22 protein-coding genes are annotated in these 19,881 nt (G+C 53.1%); 1 reads left to right on the forward strand and 21 read right to left on the reverse strand.

Going from position 1 to position 19,881, the window contains the following annotated elements; all coding sequences use genetic code 11:
* Positions 1-236, forward strand: a 236-nt coding sequence (locus tag CLV36_RS17500) for a hypothetical protein (protein ID WP_219904886.1), incomplete at its 5' end; no start/stop codon positions are given.
* Here the strand turns inward: CLV36_RS17500 and spoVM are convergent.
* The 21 genes from spoVM to gmk all read right to left on the reverse strand — a co-directional run bounded on the left by spoVM (position 202) and on the right by gmk (position 19,879).
* Positions 202-291 carry a stage V sporulation protein SpoVM gene (spoVM, locus tag CLV36_RS00005; protein WP_083465010.1) on the reverse strand — a complete coding sequence of 30 codons (90 nt, stop codon included), beginning with the start codon at positions 289-291 and terminating at the stop codon, positions 202-204. The genes CLV36_RS17500 and spoVM overlap by 35 nt on opposite strands.
* An 89-nt stretch (positions 292-380) precedes the next feature.
* The gene (locus CLV36_RS00010) at positions 381-1,046 is read right to left on the reverse strand and encodes a thiamine diphosphokinase (RefSeq protein WP_106341333.1); all 666 of its coding nucleotides are present in this window, start codon (positions 1,044-1,046) and stop codon (positions 381-383) included.
* A gap of 3 nt (positions 1,047-1,049) precedes the next feature.
* Positions 1,050-1,610, reverse strand: a complete 561-nt coding sequence (gene thiT, locus CLV36_RS00015) for an energy-coupled thiamine transporter ThiT (RefSeq protein ID WP_106341334.1) — start codon at positions 1,608-1,610, stop codon at positions 1,050-1,052.
* Between the two features lie 65 nt (positions 1,611-1,675).
* Complete coding sequence (gene rpe / locus CLV36_RS00020) at positions 1,676-2,350, reverse strand: ribulose-phosphate 3-epimerase (RefSeq protein WP_106341335.1); 675 nt, start codon at positions 2,348-2,350, stop codon at positions 1,676-1,678.
* Between the two features lie 2 nt (positions 2,351-2,352).
* Complete coding sequence (gene rsgA / locus CLV36_RS00025) at positions 2,353-3,243, reverse strand: ribosome small subunit-dependent GTPase A (protein ID WP_022736396.1); 891 nt, start codon at positions 3,241-3,243, stop codon at positions 2,353-2,355.
* Positions 3,244-3,262: 19 nt separating this feature from the next.
* Positions 3,263-4,939: a Stk1 family PASTA domain-containing Ser/Thr kinase gene (gene pknB / locus CLV36_RS00030; RefSeq protein ID WP_106341661.1), complete on the reverse strand. Its 1,677-nt coding sequence runs from the start codon at positions 4,937-4,939 to the stop codon at positions 3,263-3,265.
* 33 nt (positions 4,940-4,972) lie between these two features.
* Positions 4,973-5,725, reverse strand: coding sequence for a Stp1/IreP family PP2C-type Ser/Thr phosphatase (locus CLV36_RS00035; protein WP_022736398.1), 753 nt, complete (start codon positions 5,723-5,725; stop codon positions 4,973-4,975).
* Positions 5,703-5,870 (reverse strand): hypothetical protein, encoded by a 168-nt coding sequence (locus tag CLV36_RS17075; protein ID WP_154987466.1) that lies wholly within the window; start codon positions 5,868-5,870, stop codon positions 5,703-5,705. Before CLV36_RS17075 ends, CLV36_RS00035 begins: the two co-directional genes overlap by 23 nt.
* A complete protein-coding gene (gene rlmN / locus CLV36_RS00040; protein WP_106341662.1) occupies positions 5,863-6,906 on the reverse strand; it encodes a dual-specificity RNA methyltransferase RlmN in 1,044 nt (347 codons plus the stop codon). The genes CLV36_RS17075 and rlmN overlap by 8 nt, the downstream gene beginning before the upstream one ends.
* Before the next feature lie 138 nt (positions 6,907-7,044).
* A complete protein-coding gene (locus tag CLV36_RS00045) occupies positions 7,045-8,166 on the reverse strand; it encodes a Ger(x)C family spore germination protein (protein WP_106341336.1) in 1,122 nt (373 codons plus the stop codon).
* Complete coding sequence (locus CLV36_RS00050; RefSeq protein WP_181352741.1) at positions 8,147-9,310, reverse strand: GerAB/ArcD/ProY family transporter; 1,164 nt, start codon at positions 9,308-9,310, stop codon at positions 8,147-8,149. The genes CLV36_RS00045 and CLV36_RS00050 overlap by 20 nt, the downstream gene beginning before the upstream one ends.
* The gene (locus tag CLV36_RS00055) at positions 9,307-10,881 is read right to left on the reverse strand and encodes a spore germination protein (RefSeq protein WP_106341663.1); all 1,575 of its coding nucleotides are present in this window, start codon (positions 10,879-10,881) and stop codon (positions 9,307-9,309) included. Before CLV36_RS00055 ends, CLV36_RS00050 begins: the two co-directional genes overlap by 4 nt.
* 111 nt (positions 10,882-10,992) lie before the next feature.
* A complete protein-coding gene (locus tag CLV36_RS00060; protein WP_102992821.1) occupies positions 10,993-11,262 on the reverse strand; it encodes a hypothetical protein in 270 nt (89 codons plus the stop codon).
* Positions 11,263-11,476: 214 nt separating this feature from the next.
* Positions 11,477-12,175 carry a pirin family protein gene (locus CLV36_RS00065; protein WP_106341339.1) on the reverse strand — a complete coding sequence of 233 codons (699 nt, stop codon included), beginning with the start codon at positions 12,173-12,175 and terminating at the stop codon, positions 11,477-11,479.
* Between the two features lie 174 nt (positions 12,176-12,349).
* Positions 12,350-13,714 carry a 16S rRNA (cytosine(967)-C(5))-methyltransferase RsmB gene (gene rsmB / locus CLV36_RS00070; protein ID WP_106341340.1) on the reverse strand — a complete coding sequence of 455 codons (1,365 nt, stop codon included), beginning with the start codon at positions 13,712-13,714 and terminating at the stop codon, positions 12,350-12,352.
* Complete coding sequence (gene fmt / locus CLV36_RS00075; protein ID WP_106341664.1) at positions 13,714-14,634, reverse strand: methionyl-tRNA formyltransferase; 921 nt, start codon at positions 14,632-14,634, stop codon at positions 13,714-13,716. Before fmt ends, rsmB begins: the two co-directional genes overlap by 1 nt.
* A gap of 23 nt (positions 14,635-14,657) precedes the next feature.
* Positions 14,658-15,134, reverse strand: a complete 477-nt coding sequence (def, locus tag CLV36_RS00080; RefSeq protein WP_102992824.1) for a peptide deformylase — start codon at positions 15,132-15,134, stop codon at positions 14,658-14,660.
* An 84-nt stretch (positions 15,135-15,218) separates the two neighbouring features.
* On the reverse strand, positions 15,219-17,714 hold the full coding sequence (gene priA / locus CLV36_RS00085; RefSeq protein WP_106341341.1) for a primosomal protein N': 2,496 nt from the start codon (positions 17,712-17,714) through the stop codon (positions 15,219-15,221).
* On the reverse strand, positions 17,701-18,909 hold the full coding sequence (gene coaBC, locus CLV36_RS00090; protein ID WP_228503271.1) for a bifunctional phosphopantothenoylcysteine decarboxylase/phosphopantothenate--cysteine ligase CoaBC: 1,209 nt from the start codon (positions 18,907-18,909) through the stop codon (positions 17,701-17,703). The genes priA and coaBC overlap by 14 nt, the downstream gene beginning before the upstream one ends.
* Positions 18,910-19,056: 147 nt before the next feature.
* The gene (gene rpoZ / locus CLV36_RS00095; RefSeq protein WP_106341343.1) at positions 19,057-19,260 is read right to left on the reverse strand and encodes a DNA-directed RNA polymerase subunit omega; all 204 of its coding nucleotides are present in this window, start codon (positions 19,258-19,260) and stop codon (positions 19,057-19,059) included.
* A gap of 16 nt (positions 19,261-19,276) precedes the next feature.
* Positions 19,277-19,879, reverse strand: a complete 603-nt coding sequence (gene gmk / locus CLV36_RS00100) for a guanylate kinase (RefSeq protein ID WP_102992827.1) — start codon at positions 19,877-19,879, stop codon at positions 19,277-19,279.
* Between the last annotated feature and the right edge of the window lie 2 nt (positions 19,880-19,881).

Raw genomic sequence — 19,881 nt, forward strand, 5'->3', positions numbered from 1 at the left:
TGGCTATGCTGCTTTCGAGAGCAGGTAAGGGAGGTGGTTTTAAGTTTATATGGGTTGATATTCATCCATTAATTGTTTATATCCCTTTTATATACAAAAACCCTGCGATCAACAAAGTTGATTCGCAGGGTTTGTCAACATTCTCAAGCACCTCACTGGGTGCTTTTTTTTGTGTCCTTTGCAACAACTGGGGGTTGATGCTCAGTCTTTCTTCAACATGCCTAATATCGCTTTGACGACGCCGCCTAGAAACTTGGGCAGCTTGATGGTATAGAAACGCAACGTTCTCACCCCTTAACCGTCCCGGTCGAATCGACCGCGATACATGTCATCAACTTATTTATATTCTATAGGGTGAAAATGGTACCTAGAACAGGGAATTAAGGGACGAGCCCTTCCCTGCTCTCCACCACCAAAAGCTTCCCAGCCTGGATCACTACCATCGCTTCGGCGTCGCTCCATTCATTGCTGATCCCCCTGCTCTCGATGCGATGCAGGGTTTCGCTGTGCAACGGATATTTCAATCCGACCGTTTGCACGCCCCGCACCTCCTTCGACAGCGGAATCAATGACACGTAGTGAAAACCTTGCCGTGGGAGGGAGAGCCGGCCCGGTCCGACCAACAAGCGGATGCGGTTGGTACGGTGGAGCAACACGCCACGGACACCCTGCTCCGCCAACCACTCCAACAAAGCGATGTTGGCCAGCATGTGATCATACCGCTGGCCGCCGAGCGCCCCCAAGATCCGCACTTCATCCGGCCTTCGCTCTACGGCTTTGATCAGCGCGAAATGCAGGTCGGTCACCGCTTTTTCCGCCGGCAATGCTTCTGTCGGCACCTTTAGCCGTGCCAATTCGCCCACGAATCCGCGACCCGTCGTATCAAAATCACCCACCGCCAAGTCTGGTTTCATTCCCATCCGCAATAAAGCTTGTGCCCCCGCATCTGCTGTGATCACAAATCCTGGTTCCACTTGGATGGCCATCAATTCTTCCTCCGTCACCTCGCCGCCCGCGACCACATAAACCCTCGGTTGTCGAGACAAACCTCATCCCCTCCGTTCACGACGCCACAATAGCTGAGGGGCAGTCCAATACACACCACCACAAACAGCGAGCGTGATCAGCACTTCCGGCACCATAAACGTGGCGTTGTAACCAAGCGAATACAACAGCACCGGCTGGTTACCCGCATACTCGCTGAAAAAAACGACCCCTGACGCGACATGGGCCAAGTAACGAATGCCTCCAGCCACCAACACGCCTAAACCGATCAGCCATAATTGCTGTTGGCGGGAACGCCCCTCGCTAAGCCGCACCCACCCGGCCAGGCCAACGGCGGCAAACGCAATCGGATAGTCGAGCGCGGCCTGCGCTGGGTGGACAACCGTTCCACCTAAAGCAATCAGCAATGCCCCCGTCAACAGGCCGCACACCAGTCCCGGTTTCACTCCACGACGAAACGCCACCGCCACAATGGGCACCATCGAGAGGGTAATTGATCCCCCGTTGGGCCACAATTGAAACGGCGTCAAGTGGTTGAAGACAATCGCGATGGCAGCCATGATGGCCACTTCCACCATACTGACTAAACGTTGTCCTTGTCTCATGCTGTTACCGTCTCCTTCTTTATGCCATAGGACGGGTTATCCTACTCAAATCGAACAAAAAAGCGTCAGCCACGACTGTACGCCCGCTCGCCCGCCTCCCGGATGGTAGCCATCGCTGCTTGGCGATCCACCTGTCCAAATACCGCCGACCCGGCGACCAAGACATTGGCACCCGCTTGGGCAGCGAATGCCGCCGTTTGCGCATTGATTCCACCATCTACTTCCACATCGACGTGAGACAAGTCGCGCTCAACCAGCAATCTGCGGACTTGTCCGATCTTGTCCAACACGCTGGAGATGAACTTCTGCCCACCAAACCCCGGATTGACGGTCATGAGCAAAACCAAATCCACATCTGGTAGAATCGGTTCGATGAGCGAAACGGGCGTCGCCGGATTGATGACCACACCCGCCTTAGCACCCAGCTCCTTGATGCGGTGTATGGTGCGATGCAAATGGGGACAAGCTTCCTGGTGCACTGACACCACATCCGCACCACTTTTAACAAAAGCTTCAATATAGCGATCTGGCTCGTTGATCATCAGATGAACATCCAGCGGCAGGCGAGTATGGGGCCGGATCGCCTCCACCACCACCGGACCCAAGGTGATGTTGGGCACAAACCGGCCATCCATCACATCGACATGAATCCAATCGGCGCCAGCCTGTTCCGCTTCCCTGACCTCATCGCCCAGCCGCGCGAAATCGGCCGACAAAATCGATGGGGCTATTTTAATCATGCTTAATACCTCCTTAAAAGCGCTTCTTTGATCTCATTCATAAACGTTTCGTAATGCTGGTAACGATCCGGATGGATCTCCCCGTTTAAAAGCGCCTCTTTCACTTCGCACCCCGGTTCGTTCAGATGGAGACAACCCCGGAATCGACACGCCGCTGCCCGTTCGCGCATTTCCGGGAAGCAGGCGCCCAGATCGGTGGGTTCCATCCCCTGAAACGCCAATTGGCTGAATCCAGGGGTGTCGGCCACCTGTCCGCCGCTGTCAAGCGGCAACAGCTCCACTTGTCGCGTCGTATGGCGGCCCCGTCCCAGCTTCTTGCTCACCGAACCTGTCTCCAGCCGCCGACCCGGCAACAGCTGATTGAGCAGAGAGGATTTGCCCACACCCGACTGCCCTGCAAACACAGACACTTTTCCCGCCAACCGTTCCCGGACCTCATCCAGCCCTTCGCCGGTATGAATGCTGGTGGCAACCACCGGATATCCAGCCGCGTGATAAATCTCTCTCACTCGTTCAATCTCGCTCTCATCTTCAATCAAATCCCGCTTGGTCATCACAATCACGATGTCCAATCCTTCTCGCTCCGCATGGACCAGAAACCGGTCCACTGGCATCTGTTGAAAATGCGGCTCGCGAAGGGAACAAACGACAATTGCCTGATCCACATTGGCGATGGGTGGGCGTGTCAATTCAGAATAACGGGGTTGGACGGAGGTCACAACGCCTTCGTCCAACCCCGTCACGTCATACTCAACGAAATCGCCCACCAGCGGAGTTAGTTTTTTCTTTTCAAATTTGAACACGCCGCGCGCCCGGCATTGGAACACTTCCCCCGTCTCCGAGCGCACATAGTAAAATCCACTGATCGCTTTGACGATTTGCCCTGCCGGCATATAGGACCTCCTTTTGTAATTATCTCTTAGCTGGTTTACACTCAGTGTAAGTACTAGCTACCTCAGGTGTGAAAGTATACACCTCGACTACGCCACCAGCTTTCACTTGTTCTCCAGCTTTAGGCTTCTGATCATAAGCTGTATAAGGACTCCCACCGCTTGGACACCAAAAGATTTTAATTTTATATCGATTTTCTTGATCTCGTTTAACTTTTATAGCCGATTCCTTCATTCCAACGTAATTTTCAACTGTATATCCATCCGGCCCCACCCAATATTTAAGGGTGTCGCCCTTTTGAATCTTTTCACCTGCCGCAGGCTCCGTTTTTGCGATTTCCTGGGGCTCAGCATCGGCGTCAAAATGCTGTTCCAGCTTAAGATCATTTTCCTTAGCAAAAGCTTTCAGTTCATTCAACGTTTTAAACTCTTGCACCTCAATCATATTTGTTGTATGCTGACCTGCAGTTTCGTCACTGCCACCGCTAAACAATCCCCAAATTTGATTAAAACCCCAGACGCTAATGACAAGGATCACAAAGACGGTAAAGAGTCCGAATAAGAGCTTCTGCCACCACGGCAGTTTGGCCTGCACGTTTTCCAACCAGACGACGGTGCGTTGGAAAATCGTTTGATCGCCGCCGTTGGGCACGTTTTTCAACCGTTCTAAGTTGGCCAGTGTCTTGTCGCCCAGGCCAGGCTGTTTCTGTGTGCTGGAGCGAATCTCCGGCCGTTGGATCGGTGAGCGATATGACGGCTCCCGCTCCTCTTTCATCGTGGCCACAGGCGGGTCGTTGTCGTCATCGGTCAACGGAATCGTCTGATACATCTGCTTCTGCGCGGGTTTGGGTGAAGCGCTCCAATTGGACTCCATCCGCGGCCCCATCTGCACCGCTTGTTGCAGGGTGTGCATCATATCGCGAGCAGAAGCGAAGCGGTTGTTAGGATCTTTGTCCAGCGCTTTCATGATGATGCCCGCCATGTTATCGGGAATCTGCTCGTTGAAACGACGCGGATCATCCGGCTGTTCCTGCAAATGCTTCAAAGCGATGGAAATCGCGGAGTCCCCGTCAAACGGCAGGCGCCCTGTCAACATCTCATACAGCACGATCCCCAATGAATAGAGGTCTGACTTTTCGCCGATCACACCGCCACGCGCTTGCTCCGGCGAAAAATAATGAACCGATCCCATTACCGAACCCGTCTGAGTGATCGTAGACGAACTAGCCGCACGGGCGATCCCAAAGTCGGTCACTTTGGCTCGGCCATTGGAACCCAGCAAGATGTTGTGCGGTTTGATATCGCGATGCACAATCTGGTTTTCATGTGCGTGCGCCAAACCGTCGCAGATCTGCATCGCGATGTTAGCAGCCTCTTGCACCGGTAGCGGCCCGCGCTCCAAAATGTATTGCTTCAATGTCGGCCCTTCAACCAATTCCATGACGATGTAGTGCGTATATCCATCTTTCCCCACATCATAAACATTGACTACATTGGGGTGAGACAAACTCGCAGCAGCTTGCGCTTCCCGACTAAAGCGACGTATGAATTCTGAGTCGTTGCTAAGGGATTCGCTCAGCACTTTAATGGCCACATAACGATGGAGGAGCAAGTCTTTCGCTTTATATACAACCGCCATCCCTCCGCCGCCAACACGGCTCACTATCTCGTACCGTCCCCCCAGCTTCTTCCCTTCCATCTGCATGGTCACCTCGTTCCTCCTTGAACCCGATTAAGATGTAGCCGACCTTCCTGTATGTTGTAGAAGAATTAAGGAAATGTTATCATTTCCACCAGCTTCCAATGCCAGTTGGATCAACTTATCTGCTTTCTCATCTATACTCATGCTTGTGGATGACAAAACGATGCCGATTTCCCGCTCGCTAACCATGGAGGTGAGCCCATCAGAACACAAAAGCAGGAAATCCCCCTCCGACCACGGCGTGTTGACCAAATCCACTTCCACATCCTCACTGGTACCCACCGCACGGACGATCATATTGCGTTGCGGATGATTGCGTGCTTCTTCCGCCGTGATCTGCCCGTGCTTGATCAAGAGGTTCACATAGGAATGATCTTCGGTCAACTGGTACAGCCCATCATTGTGCAACACATACGCGCGGCTGTCGCCGACATGGGCCAAAACCACTTCATGCTCATCCACAATCGCCGCGATCGTGGTCGTACCCATCCCTTGCATATGACTATTCTCGGTGGCGAGTGTATAGACTCGTTCGTTCGCTTTGCCCACCGCATGTAACAAGACTTCGCTTTTCTCATCGGTGGAGACGTTCAAATTCTCTATCTTTAACACGTTTTGAATGGTGTCCACCGCTTCGCTGCTAGCGACATCACCGGCTTGATGACCGCCCATGCCATCCGCGACAATGGCGATCACCGTTCCGGAATCGGTGACAAAAAGACCTGTGCTGTCTTCGTTGAGATCGCGCACGCGGCCAATGTCAGTACGCCGTGCCATCAACATCTCCGGTTACCCCTTTCCCTTTATTTCGTTGTCCGCTTGCCATATCAATGCAAAGAGAACGCGTCACTGCATGGTTACCGGAACCGCCGGTAAACGCGGCATGCAACGCAAATGCCGGTTTCAGGAGAACATCTATCTCACGCATTTACATTACTATGCTTTGCTCTCAATTGTCCACACGCCGCATCGATATCATGGCCATGCTCTCTGCGGATGGTGGTGTTAACGCGATAGGAGTCGAGGATGCGTTTAAACTCAAACACTTGTTTTCTCGGCGTGCGGGTGTAATCCCGCTCCGGCACATAGTTGACCGGAATCAGATTGACCAGGCAATTCATCCCCTTCAAGAGTTTGCCCAGCTCGTGCGCATGCTCAGGCTGGTCATTCTTGCCCCCGATCAAAGCGTATTCAAAAGTGAGTCTACGCCCAGTTTTCTCTAAATAGTACCAACAGGCGTCCAATAATTCAGCCAGCGGATACCGCCGGTTGATCGGCATCAATTTGGAACGTAGCTCGGTGTTGGGTGAATGGAGCGAGATCGCCAAGCCCACTTGCCAATCCTCATCCGCAAAGCGATAGATGTTGGGCACGACGCCACTGGTAGAAACGGTGATGTGCCGCTGTCCAATATGTAAACCGGCGGGATCATTGATGATGCGGATGAAATCCATGGTTGGTTCGTAATTTTCAAAAGGCTCGCCTGAACCCATCACCACGACGGATTTCACACGTTCATCCGTTTTATCCAAATACTTCTGGGCCTGCACCACCTGGGCCACGATTTCGCCTGCGCTCAAGTTCCGTTTTAAACCGCCCAGCGTGGATGCGCAAAACGTGCAACCGACACGGCAACCAACTTGCGTGGTCACGCAGACACTGATGCCGTATTGGTGGCGCATGATCACCGTTTCAATGGCATGTTTGTCATGCAAACCAAACAAAAACTTCACTGTCCCATCGGAAGAGACTTGGGTGGTCAACACGTCCAACGGTTGCAAGCGGAACGTCTCATTCAACCGCTCCCGCAAATCCTTAGGCAAGTTGGTCATTTCATCAAACGCATCCACCCGTTTGACATAAAGCCAGTCCATCACTTGTTTCGCGCGGAAAGCTGGCTGCTGATTTTCTTTCATCCACTCTTTCCATCCAGGGAAAGTCAGATCATATGCAAAAGGTTTCATCATTCATTCTCACCAGTTTCTTTAAACTACCAGACGCTTTGAACAGACTGTCCCATTCAAAACTTTCCTTATTATATCATAGTCCATCGGAATGAAAAGGGACAGGACGTGAAGATTTTTTCACTCCTCTCCCCATCATCATTGGGCTTTCAAACCAATTCGTTTCACATTCACATCATATTTCACCTGGATCGGCATGTGGGGAAACATAGTCTCCCAATTAACTCTTTTCCATATTTGGGGGTAGTAAGCATAGACGTAATTCCGAATCTGTAACACATCGGTCTTCAATTCCCGCTGAGCTCGGGCGGTCACTTCCCGAGCGATCTGTTCATACTGTCTAGCGATGATCTTGTTCACCTTCTCAAGCGCGCGTTCATCCTTGATCGTGAAGTTACAACTATTCTCCAACACTTCTCCCTCCAACTCGATGGCAATCATCGCTTTGGGTTGATTCGTGATGGTGAACTTGCGCTTCACTTTGTTTGGGCCGAAAATGATCTTTCCACCGGGGCAGACGGCTACGACTTCCCTGCCCGCCTTTTTTTCACGCACATTGAGCACAATGTTCATCTCAGTGGGATCCAGCGCCCCAACCATTTTGTCGCCGTGGAAGACAGCCATTCCATCGTATACGAAGCCATCCTTCGACGCCTTGAAATAATAGAACAACGGCACTTGCTTGCCTGGATGGCTCAGATCGACAAAAGCTTTCCCCAGAGTCATGTCGTACACTCTCTCCAAGTCAATCTGACTTTCAATGGAGTTGCGCACATAATAAGTAGGGATCTGTTCCAATTTGGGCTGAACAGTTAATGCATCTTTGGCATTGCCAGACACGACGATGGGGTACATGTGTCGTCGGATCTCCGGATCGCGACGCAGAAAGTCCAGAATCGGGGCGATGCCTTGTTTGGCCAATTCCTCGCTAAAGATCAGCGTTTGCATATGCCCTAGGAACATCGGATAAATGGATTTGCGATTTAATTCCTCGAAGGCCGATTCTAGTGTCGGTCCACTTCCCGAATAGACTTCAACCGCCCCGCCTCCACCACCTCCGCCGCCTCCCTCACCGCTACCACCGGCGATTTGACGCGGATTGGGAACTTGGATGCTAACCGTCAACCCCCCGCTTTCATTTCGGTCGATCGCCATGGAAACGACAATCGTGCGCTTCTCAATCTCTTGCGCATTCCAGCACCCGACCAGCGGGATGAACGCCAGCAAAGCGAGTATTCCTTTAACTAGCCGTCGTTTCACTAGGGCTTTCTCCTTTCTTCTTGCGGATCAATGAAACTGGCAAAAGAATGGCAGGAATGGAAAGTGCCAACATAAGGGCAAGTATGCCCAGCCGGGAAGCGTAAACGCCCACCACTTTGATGTTCTGGGGAATCATTGCAATAAAGTAAACGATGGGCACAATGCTGAACGAAAGCCAACGTCTCCACTTTTCATGAAGATGGAAGGCATCCATCAGCGCCTGCACCAGGCTCATCAACAAGTTCGAGATGGAACAGAACACCGCGATTAGCCAGATCGCCAAGATGGCCGACTCCATCCGCTCAAAAAACAGCTCTTTCAAGTAGACAACCTTAATCGATTCCCAAACCGGATACAAAATGTTGTTAATCTCGTCTTTGCCAAACACACTCAGCGAAGTCAAACAGGCAAACCAATAAATAAATGTCACGCTCAACATTGCGGTGGAGTGGGATTGGTACGATTTATAGGGTTTGGCGTAATAGCCGCTGAATATCAACAGGATCTTGTAACCGGCAAACGAATAAGTGGCACTGACCACACCTCGCAAAATCAACGGCCAATTGGCTTCGCCCATCGGAAACAGATTCGCCAACTCCCCACGCTGAACCAACGCAATCACCAACAACAGGATGGGGATCAAGGTAAAGGGAAACATAAACTCGTTAAACTTGGCCATGTTGGTGGGATGGCTACCCCCAGCAATGGCGCTCGCGATCAGAAACACCAAGATCACCGCTTCGATAGGGGTTTGAACCAAGACCCCGGTCACCACCACTTCGCCAAAAACACGCGTACTGATGGACATCCCCATGATCCAGAAAGTCGCCAAGCCTGCCAAAATCGGAAAAGTGAGCACCTTTCCCACCCATTCACGCTTGTCATTTCCCAAGATCCGAGGAGCGTACGTCATGATGGTCATCCCGGGGTATCTTTGGGATAGCCATGTATTAAGCATGACGATCCCCCACACAGTCAAACCGGATAGCACGATAACCCACAACAGATCATTTCCCGTGAATTTCCCCACATCTCGCGGCAAACTCAAGATCCCTACCCCGTACATCGACTGGTACATCAGAACGAACGCTTGGTACGGTGAAATCGTGTGACCGACATCAGGTTCAGAGCGAAGTTTGCTCATTCGGCATCCCCCTTTCCTTGGCGGGTCGGATCTTGCGAGCGGTAAACAGCGGGCCGCCGGTTCATCCATCTCCATGGAACCCGCACCAACGAATCGCGCAAATCCCGCAAGTTAAGCGGCGAGAACGGCGCCATGTACGGAATGCCCAACGAACGCAACTGCACCAGATGCAATACCATGATCATCAGTCCCATCATCACTCCGAACAAACCGAACATCGCTGCTAAAATGATAAAGCCAAACCGAAGCAACCGCACAGCAATAGCGGCGTTGTAGCTGGGGTTGGCATACGAACTGATCGTGGTCAGACCGACGACAATCACAATGGCCGGGGAGACAAGACCCGCTGTGACCGCTGCATTACCGATCACCAACGCACCTACAATCCCAATCGTGGGACCGATCGGACCAGGCAAGCGAATACTTGCTTCGCGCAGTATTTCCACACTAATCTCCATTAGCAACGCTTCCAAAGTGGCTGTGAAGGGCACCGTCGCCCGACCAGCGGCCATAGCAATCGCCAAATTGGCCGGAAGCATCTCCGGATGGAAAGAGACAAACGCAATGTACAGCGCAGGCAACAACAATGCGATGATCATGCTTATCAAGCGGATGAACCGCAAAAAGGTAGAGTGGTACCATTTCTCATAATAATCTTCCGGACTGTAATAAAATTGGGTGAACACCGCCGGCGCGATCAACGCGTGCGGCGTCCCTTCAACCAAAATGGCCACTTTCCCCTCAAGCAGATGGGCGACGACGGTATCGGGCCGCTCCGTGTTTTGCACCAGCGGAAACATCGTCCATATTTGATCCTGAATCATCTCTTCGATGTACCCGCTTTCCAGCACCCCGTCAATCTCGATTTCTTTCAGGCGGTCTGTCACTTTTTTGACGATTTTGGGATCGCTCAAGCCCTCGATATAAAGCAATCCCACAGTGGTTTTGGTGCGTTTGCCGATGGTGTGGTACTTCACCCTAAAGTTGGGATCGCGCAAGCGGTGGCGAATCATCGCCAAACTGAAACACATCGTCTCACTGAGGCCTTCACGCGGTCCGCGTACTACGGCTTCCGCCCTCGGCTCACTCACGCCTCGCGTCGCCCATCCCTTGGTCCCGACAATCAGCGCTTTTTGTAGCCCGTCAATGAACAAAACGGTGTCCGCGCTCAAGATGGCGTCCACCGCCGTCTTCAGATCATCCGCTTCCTTGGTCTCCCCCACTTCCACGATGTTTTGCGTGATCATCGTCCACAATTCGTCTGCCGACTGGCGAGCCTTTTCACTGTTGATGAGTGGGCGCAACAAAAAGTTGTGGACCACTTCCTTGTTGACCAGCTCATCAATGAACAGAACGGCGCACCCAACCTCTCCCTGCATGGTGAACGAACGGGTGACCAAATCGGAACAATCCCCTAACACCTTATTGATGAAGTCGGCGTTTTCTTTGGCGGTCGGTTTGATCGGCTCATCCCCCAACGCCGCATTCAATTGCTTTTCATAATGCTCATCAAGCTTTTTTTGTTTTCGCTGTTCTTTCCTTCGCCAAATGCGAAATGATGGATTACTCATATACATCACCATTGTTAACTTCTCACCAAAAGCCGCGCGGTATGCATAAAGGCACGCGAAAAAGGGGGAACCGATAAGGTCCCCCCTAAAGAAGATGCCAATGGTGCTGCTTCAGCTTTGCTTTAGCCAGGCCCGTTTAAACAGATACAAGGAAGCGAGAAACAACACTCCGCTCAAAATGAGGAAAGAAATGATATACTTCACGATTTCGGCTTCCGGCACATTGACGGCTAACACCCAACCCGCTAGGCTAACCTCTTCCACACCTAAATGCACCGGGCTCGTCCACAGTTTAAAGGCCTCATAGCCGACGAGCGCCCCACCGAGAAACAACAGGATACCAAAAATCCCGTACAGCATATGCCATTCCCCTTCCTCCAACGATCGTTGCTCCTTTATCATAAAACAAATTTCGACAAAAATGTGACAATCCGTACAGAAATTTCGTCAAACTTGAGCAATGACCTGGAGGTAGACAGGAAAACAAGACAACTATGCTCTTGCCTCCCTGCCGCGTAGTGGAGAAAACAGGGGGCGTATGCTAGTCGGCGCAACCGAACCAGCCCGCCGTTTACCTTCCATTTGGAAGGTAACATTACGCCAAATCCATCCACATCAGATGTGCATCACTCAGCCCTGCCACTTCAAGCTGCTCGATTCCGACCGCCCGGATGCTGTCGCCAGCCTCCAACCGCTCCCCATTCACCAAACAGGCGCCCTCGATGACAAACAAAAAGAACCTCCGCCCCGGTGCTTGCTCACAGGTCAGCGTTTTGCCCGCTTCCAAAGTGGCCAGGCGCACGCTCACATCTTGGTGGATATGTAGTGCTTCCTCCGTCTTGTGTCCAGTCACCACTGGCATCCACATATTCTTCTGCTCCCTGACCGGAAATGCTTTTTGATCATAAGTGGGGGTGAGTCCCTGTTGCTCGGGGTAAAACCAGATCTGCAACAAATGCACCGGTTCGGTGGTCGAGGGGTTCGTTTCAGAATGGTAAATGCCTGTGCCCGCCGTCATGCACTGCACTTCGCCCGCCCGAATCACCTCTTTGTGGCCCATGCTATCCTGATGTAGTAATTCTCCCGAAATCACATACGTGACGATCTCCATGTTGTTGTGCGGATGAAAATCAAAGCCCGTCCCTGGCGCCACAATATCGTCATTCAACACGCGAAGCGCCCCAAATTCCATATTGTCCGGATCATAATATGGGCCGAACGAAAAACTGTATTTTGTCTGCAACCAACCATAATCAGCTTGGTACCGTTCTTCTGAACGAATAATATTAAACATGGCCGTTCCCCCTTTAACCTAATTCTAGTATGTAGATGACAATCGTTTATTACACCTCATGCATTCGCCGCCAATCCCTCTTGATCATGTGTGGCTTATTCATGACAAAAAGCTCTTACCACGCCAGATATGGCGGTAAGAGCCCAAACAACAACGATAGATACTGTGATGGGTTCACTTGATTTTGCGCATGCGTGCAATAAAGAAGCCATCGCTTCCGAAATGGTGCGGCAACAATTGAATCCATCCTTCACCGATGACAGCCCGTTCCCTCACTGCGGGTGCCAAGTCATGGATAAACGCCGAATCCAGCTTAAACTCCGGATGGCGTTTCACAAACGCCTCCACTTGCTCCCTGTTTTCACGCGGCTCCCAGGTGCAAGTGCTGTAAACCAACACACCCCCGGGCTTTAACAGAGAAGCCACTTCCTCCAGTAGCTCCCGTTGCAACTGCACCAATGGTTCAATCGCTTGCGCCTCTTTGCTCCATTTGATATCTGGTTTGCGACGGATCACCCCTAGGCCGGAACAAGGGGCGTCCAGCAAAATGGCGTCAAAAGAAGCGGCCGCAAACGAAGCACTCGCCTCACGCGCATCGGTTTGCTGTTCAGCGATGATCCCAATCCCCAACCTGTCGGCGTTGCTTCGGATCAGCTCCAATTTGTGAGCGTGAATATCGCAAGCGACAATCGTCCCCTGATTCTGCATTAATTCAGCCAAGTGTGTTGTTTTCCCACCCGGTGCGGCGCAGGCGTCCAACACCCGCATCCCAGGGTGAGGGTGCAATATACGGCTGACCAACACGGAACTCTCATCTTGGATGGTACACAGCCCTTCCCGGAACAACGGACTAAAGGCTGGATTTCCGCCCCGCTGAATCACCACGCCCTCCGGTGCCAAAGGCGATGCCACAGCTTCTCCCAGACCCGATTGGTTCCACTGTTCGATGAATGCTTCCCGCTCCAGCTTGAGCTGATTCACCCGGACACTTACTTTTGGTGGCGTCAGATTGGACAGGAGAGCCTGTTCCGTTTCGGCGGCGCCGTACACTTCTTCCATCCGCTTGACCATCCACTCTGGATGAGAAAGGCGGAGCGCTTTTTCTTTGAGGATGGCAGGGCGGTCGGGCAAGCGAAACTCATCCCGCCGACGCAGATACGAGCGCAACACGCCATTCACCAAGCTGGATATGCCCCGGTGCCCCCGCCGTTTGGCGATTTGCACTGCCTCATGCACCGCGGCCCGCTCTGGGATCTTGTCCAAATAACGCAATTGGTACAAACTCATTCTTACCAACTGGCGCACCCAGGGTTGCAGGGAACGAAGCCCATTTTTCACCAAGCGGTTCCCTATCCAATCCAAGGTGTTTAAACGTGCCACGGTGCCATATATCAATTCTGTCGCCAACCTTTTGTCGCGATTATCCAGTCCACTGTGGTAAAGAGCCTGGTTGAGCGCCAAATTGCTGTATGCCTGATGCTGTTCCACCTGGAGCAGCACATCAAGCGCGACATCTCGGGCTGATACCGTTTTTTTCATCATGCTTCACCCAACCGTTCACCAATCTCCATCGGCCGGCCGCGCACAAACTCCGACACGGGCATGCGTTTCTTTCCTGCCGGCTGTACCTCTTTCAGAATGAGCGAGCCACTGCCAGTCGCAACCACAATACCTTGCTCGTCCACTTGCGTCACCGTTCCCGGCAGCGCATCGGAAGGCTCATCTGTATGAATGGCCCACCAGATCTTGAGTGGTTTTCCTTTCCATGTTGTAAAGGCCACCGGCCATGGGCACAGCCCGCGCACTTGGCAGGCCAACGCTTCCGCGGGGCGGCTCCAGTCAATCCGTTCGTCTTCCCGCTTGATGTTGGGGGCGAATGTCGCCTCGCTTTCCACTTGCGGTTCTGCTTCGATCTCGCCCTTTAACAGCGCCGGCAACGTTTCTTTTAACAAATCCGCACCAAGCCGACTCAGTTTCTCATGCATCGTGCCCACATGGTCGTCCGGAGTTACAGGAATGGCTCGTTTGGCGATCATGTCGCCCGCGTCCAATGCTTTGACCATGTACATGATGGTCACGCCCATCTCCCGTTCCCCATTGATCAGCGCCCAATGAATCGGGGCCCCACCACGATAACGGGGCAGGAGGGAAGCATGGACATTGATGCATCCATGCTGCGGGGCATTTAAGAGTCTCTCCGGCAAGATCTGCCCATAAGCCGCCGTCACGATCAAGTCGGGACGCAAAGCCAGCACTTCATCCAACGCCGCGGGTTCCCGCAATTTCTCAGGCTGGAGCACAGGCAAGCCCAACTCCTGTGCAGCAACTTTAACCGGCGGGGGGGTTAGCTCCCGCTTGCGTCCTTTGGGACGGTCAGGCTGCGTCACCACCCCGACAACGTGATACCCTTCTTCTACCAATGCTTGCAAAGAGGGAACCGCGAAATCCGGGGTTCCCATGAACACAATCCTCACTTGTTCACTCAATCCGCATCCCCCTCCGCATCCGGACGGTACACTCTTTCCGCCACATCGATGAAGAGGACGCCGTTCAGATGGTCGATTTCATGTTGGAAGGCCCGCGCCAAATATCCTTCCGCCTCAATCTCCATCGGCTGGCCATAGCGGTCTTGGCCCTTCACTTTGATATAGTTGGCCCGGCGGACATCACCAATCAGATTGGGGATACTTAAGCACCCTTCCGGCGGTGACAATTGTTCTCCGCGACGTTCCACGATTTCGGGATTGACCATTTCAATCAACCCTTCACCAATGTCGACAACGATTGCCCGCTTCAAAATCCCGACTTGCGGGGCAGCCAAACCGACGCCGCGGGCATCTTCCATCGTTTCGGCCATATCATCCAACAATTTGTGCAAGCGGTCGTGAAACTTGGTAACCGGCTTGGCTTTGCTCTTTAACACCGGGTCTGGGTATTGCACTATCCTGCGAATCGCCATCTGACTCTCTCCTTTGTCTAATAGTTATTTCTCCGGCTGTTTGATGGGAGCCGGCCTATGGAAAATGCAATGTTCAACATCACTCTATTTTCTTTCTGCCCACAAAGTGAACCGATCGCCACGGACAGGTTGCATTAGCTCTCCTGCATCCCGATCCACACTGATCCTGAGCTCTGGATCGTCAAACATCGCCACCGCTTCCCTAAGCAACGGTTTCAGCCTGTCCCCGTCACCCCGTTCCGCTTGATATTTCACTAGCATTTGCAACCGGTAACGATCCTTCAAGCGGGGGATTGGTGCAGGAACCGGACCGAGCAACTGGCACTCCGCCGGCATCCCCCTTTGAATCACACGGGCCAACTCCTGGCTCGCGCGCATCACGGTCACTTGATCGGGATGGCTGAGCAAAATTGTAAACAAACTGCAATACGGCGGATAAGCGTGCTGTTTGCGCATGAAACTCTCTTGACGGTAAAATGCTTCTGTCTGATGGGACGCGGCTAGCTCAATGCTATAATGCTCGGCGGAGTAGGTCTGGATGATCACTTTTCCCGGCTTCTCATGCCGCCCCGCCCGGCCACTCACTTGCGTAAGCAATTGGAAAGTCCGCTCAGCGGCGCGGAAATCAGGCAAGTGCAACATTGTGTCCGCTGCGATGACGCCAACCAGGGTGACCCTGGGGAAATCAAGGCCCTTGGCGATCATCTGCGTGCCAAGTAGCACATCAGCCTTCCCTTCGCCGAACGAAGTCAACAAACGTTCATGCGCCCCTTTTCGGCTGGTCGTGTCCACATCCATCCGAATGACACGGATGCCAGGGAAGCGGCGTACCAATTCTTCTTCAACGCGTTGCGTTCCTGTGCCGAAGTGGCGAATGTGCGGACTCTGGCAGGACGGGCATTCTTTGGGGACCCGCTCTGCATAGCCACAATAATGACATCGCACTGTGCGGTTCGTTTGGTGATAAGTGAGCGAAATATCACAATGGGGGCACATCAATGTTTCCCCGCACTCCCGGCACATCACGAACGTGGAGAAACCCCGACGGTTCAAAAACAACACCGCTTGCTCCCCGCGCTCAACGCACGCCAACAACTCTTCTTTCAACGTGCCGCTAAACATGGTGCGGTTTCCCTTGCGCAACTCCTCCCGCATATCCACAATGGTCACTGCCGGAAAGGGTCTGCCATGGACTCGTTCCCGAAGCACAACTCGTTCAAGTGCCCCGAAGTCGGCAAGGTAATGCGTCTCCAACGAGGGGGTAGCCGATCCTAGCACCAAGGTAGCTCCATGGTGCCGCGCCCGCCACGCTGCTACTTCCCTAGCATGGTATTTAGGGTTTTCCTCTTGTTTGTAGGAAGATTCATGTTCTTCATCGATGATGATCAAGCCAACTTGTTTAAACGGAGCGAAAATAGCCGACCGGGCGCCAATGGCCACTTTTACTTCTCCGCGTCGGATCTTGCGCCATTCATCAAAGCGCTCGCCGCTGGACAACCCGCTGTGCAAAACGGCTACTTGATCGCCAAATCGGCCTTTAAACCGTTCGACCATCTGCGGTGTGAGCGAAATCTCCGGCACGAGTACAATCGCCTCACGCCCCAGTTTGAGCGCTTCAGCGATCGCTTGCAAATACACTTCCGTCTTGCCGCTTCCTGTGACACCTTGCAACAGCACGGAATGGTAACAGCGTTCATGAATCGGCTTTACGATGGCCGTCAGCGCCGCCGCCTGCTCCCGTGTCAGCGGCAATGGCTCAGTAGGCTGAAACGACCGGTGCTTAAATGGGTCACGGTATTCTTCTCGTTCTTCCCACGCCAACGCCCCCATCTCCACTAGCTTCTGAACGGTAGAGCGCGCCACTCGCAATTCCGCCAGCAAAGTGGGCAGAGGAATGGATTCCGGTTGTTCCACAAAATAGCAGAGCACCTCTTTTTGCCGTTTGGCCCGCCCTGATAGCCGCTCCAATGTTCGGTTAAGCTCATCCGCTGATTGGTTAGGCCAAACCCACATCACTTTTTGCCTCGTCACCCGGTCGCCGATTCGCTCTTCCACTCGTATCCGGCCCGCTTCTGCCAATCGGCGCAACAAGCGAGCGTCACCACCAACCGAATCCAAGGCTTCATCCCATGAGCACTCTTTGTTGTCGCGCAATCGGGCAAATAGCGGCGCCGCCGGCAGGTCGACGAGCGAATCTGTTTCGGTAGAAGCCTCTGGCCCGAGACTCACCACTTTTGCGTAAGTCCCCTTCAACACTGCCGGCACCATGGAAGCGAGCGCTGTCATCGTGCGGCATAAGTACTCATCAGCCATAAAAAAGCCCAGCTGCACCAATTCCGGCGTCAGGGGGGGCACAAAATCCAGCACGTCCAATATGGCTTTGAGGCGGGGCGTTTCCGCTTCATCCTTCAAATTGACCACATATCCCAGCACTTTGCGCGGGCCGAACGGCACCTTGACCCGACAACCGATCCGCACTTCACCCCGCAAGCTTTCGGGAACCAGATAATCGAAGGGCCGGTCCGTCGCTTTGGTCGGCACATCTACGATCACCTGGGCAATGCACTTACCGCCGTTCATGCAATCGCTCTCCGATCAACTGGATGATCCGCTCGGCCACTTCGCGTTTGCTGAGCAAAGGCAGAGCGCACACTTCCCCATCCCGGTCATAGATGGTGACGATATTGGTGTCAGTGCCAAAGCCGGCTCCCGGCAGGGTGACATCATTAGCCACAACCAAATCCTGCCCTTTGCGCACCAGCTTGGATTTCGCATACTCCGCCACCCGATCCGTTTCCGCGGCAAAGCCGACAAACAATTGATCGGGCCGTTTGCGTTTGCCCACTTCACTCGCGATGTCCTCCGTTTTCTCCAACTCCAGCAACCATTCGGAGGAAGCCTTTTTCCGCTTTGAGGCCAGCTCCACTTTCGGCCGATAATCGGACACCGCCGCGGCCTTAATGATCACATCCGCTTCCGGTAGCATCCGCATGACGGCCTCTTTCATCTCTCGCGTACGGACAACATCAATCCGGGTTACGCCTTCAGGGGTAGGGAGCGAAACCGGACCGCTGACGAGGATAACTTCCGCCCCCGCGGACACCGCCGCTTCCGCCAGCGCATAGCCCATCTTGCCAGAAGAATAATTGGAGATATAGCGGACGGGATCAATCGGCTCTTGCGTCGGCCCCGCCGTGATCAATACCTTTTTTCCCGCCAGTGGACGGTTTGTATCAAAGAAGCGTTCAACCCACGCCACGATCTCTTCCGGTTCGGCCATTCGCCCCTGCCCCACATAACCGCAAGCCAATTGCCCTTCCGATGGATCGATGAATCGGACGCCGCGTGACCGAAGTCGGTTCATATTCTCCTGCACAACGGCATTTTGGTACATATGTACATTCATCGCCGGCGCTACCACAATCGGGGCGAGTGTCGCCAACAGCGTCGTCGTCAGCATATCATCTGCCAACCCCATTGCCAGCTTACCCATGAAGTTAGCCGTGGCCGGAGCGATCACAAACAAATCGGCGTGATCGGCCAAATCAATATGGTTCACCACCGCCGGATTGCGCTCATCGAACGTGTCGACGGCGACGGAATGGCGGGACAGGATTTGCATTGTCAGGGGGGTGATGAATTGGGTAGCGGAAGCCGTCATAATCACACGAACATCCGCCCCGCGCTGGGTCAATTGGCTTGCGATCGATGCCGCCTTGAAAGCCGCGATCCCCCCTGTCACTCCCAAAACCACGCGTTTCCCGCGCATGAGCATCCCTCTTTCTTCTGTCGATGCGATACCTTGCGGCAAACGCCGCTGAATATTGCGTTTGCGGACGGGTGTGAGCCGTCCACTCTCGAAACGGAAGCAGGGGGACGCCTCCAACTAGCATCGTCTGGAAACGTCCCCGTCTTTCAACAGTTATTTGTTTGGTGTGCGGTTGGTTGGAACAAGCAAATCCGCAGCGATCTCTTCCAAAGCGGCGCCCACGTACTTTTTGGAACGCGGCTGCAATTGCGGTTCTTGGCCGTCCAACAATTGACGCGCCCGCTTGGAAGCGACAACAACCAACGAGTACTTGCTGTCCGCTTTTGTCATCAACAGGTCAATAGATGGATACAGCAATCGATTTCCCTCCCATCTATTCACTAATGACCAGTCGGTCTTTCCGACAGTGTTCGGCGAGGATGATGCTCTGAATCCGTTCACACGCTTTTTCCACTTTGTCGTTAATGACCACATAATCATAGTGTTCAATTTGTTTCAATTCATCGCTCGCGGCATGCAAGCGGCTGTTTAAAGAAGTTTCCGTCTCGGACCCTCGCCCCTCAATCCGCTTGCGCAGATCTTCGAAGGTGGGAGGAACGAGAAAGATGAAGATGCCTTGTGGAAATTTCTCCTTCACTTGCAGGGCACCCTGCACTTCAATTTCCAACAGGATATCGCGGCCAGAAGCCAGCGTCTCTTCCACCACCCGGCGCGGGGTTCCGTAATAATTGCCAACATACTGGGCCCACTCGATCAATTCATCTTGTTCAATCATGTTTTGGAATTCGGGCACGGTCTTGAAAAAATAATTGACTCCGTCCACTTCCCCTTCACGCGGCGCCCGGGTTGTAGCCGATACGGAATACGTAAGCTCGGGCATCCGTTTGCGCAACGCCGCGCAAACCGTTCCTTTCCCCACACCGGATGGACCTGAAACTACAAGCAATAGTCCTTCTTTTTGATAATTGGCTCTCATAG

It is taken from the genome of Laceyella sediminis, assembly GCF_003003125.1.
Taxonomy (GTDB): domain Bacteria; phylum Bacillota; class Bacilli; order Thermoactinomycetales; family Thermoactinomycetaceae; genus Laceyella; species Laceyella tengchongensis.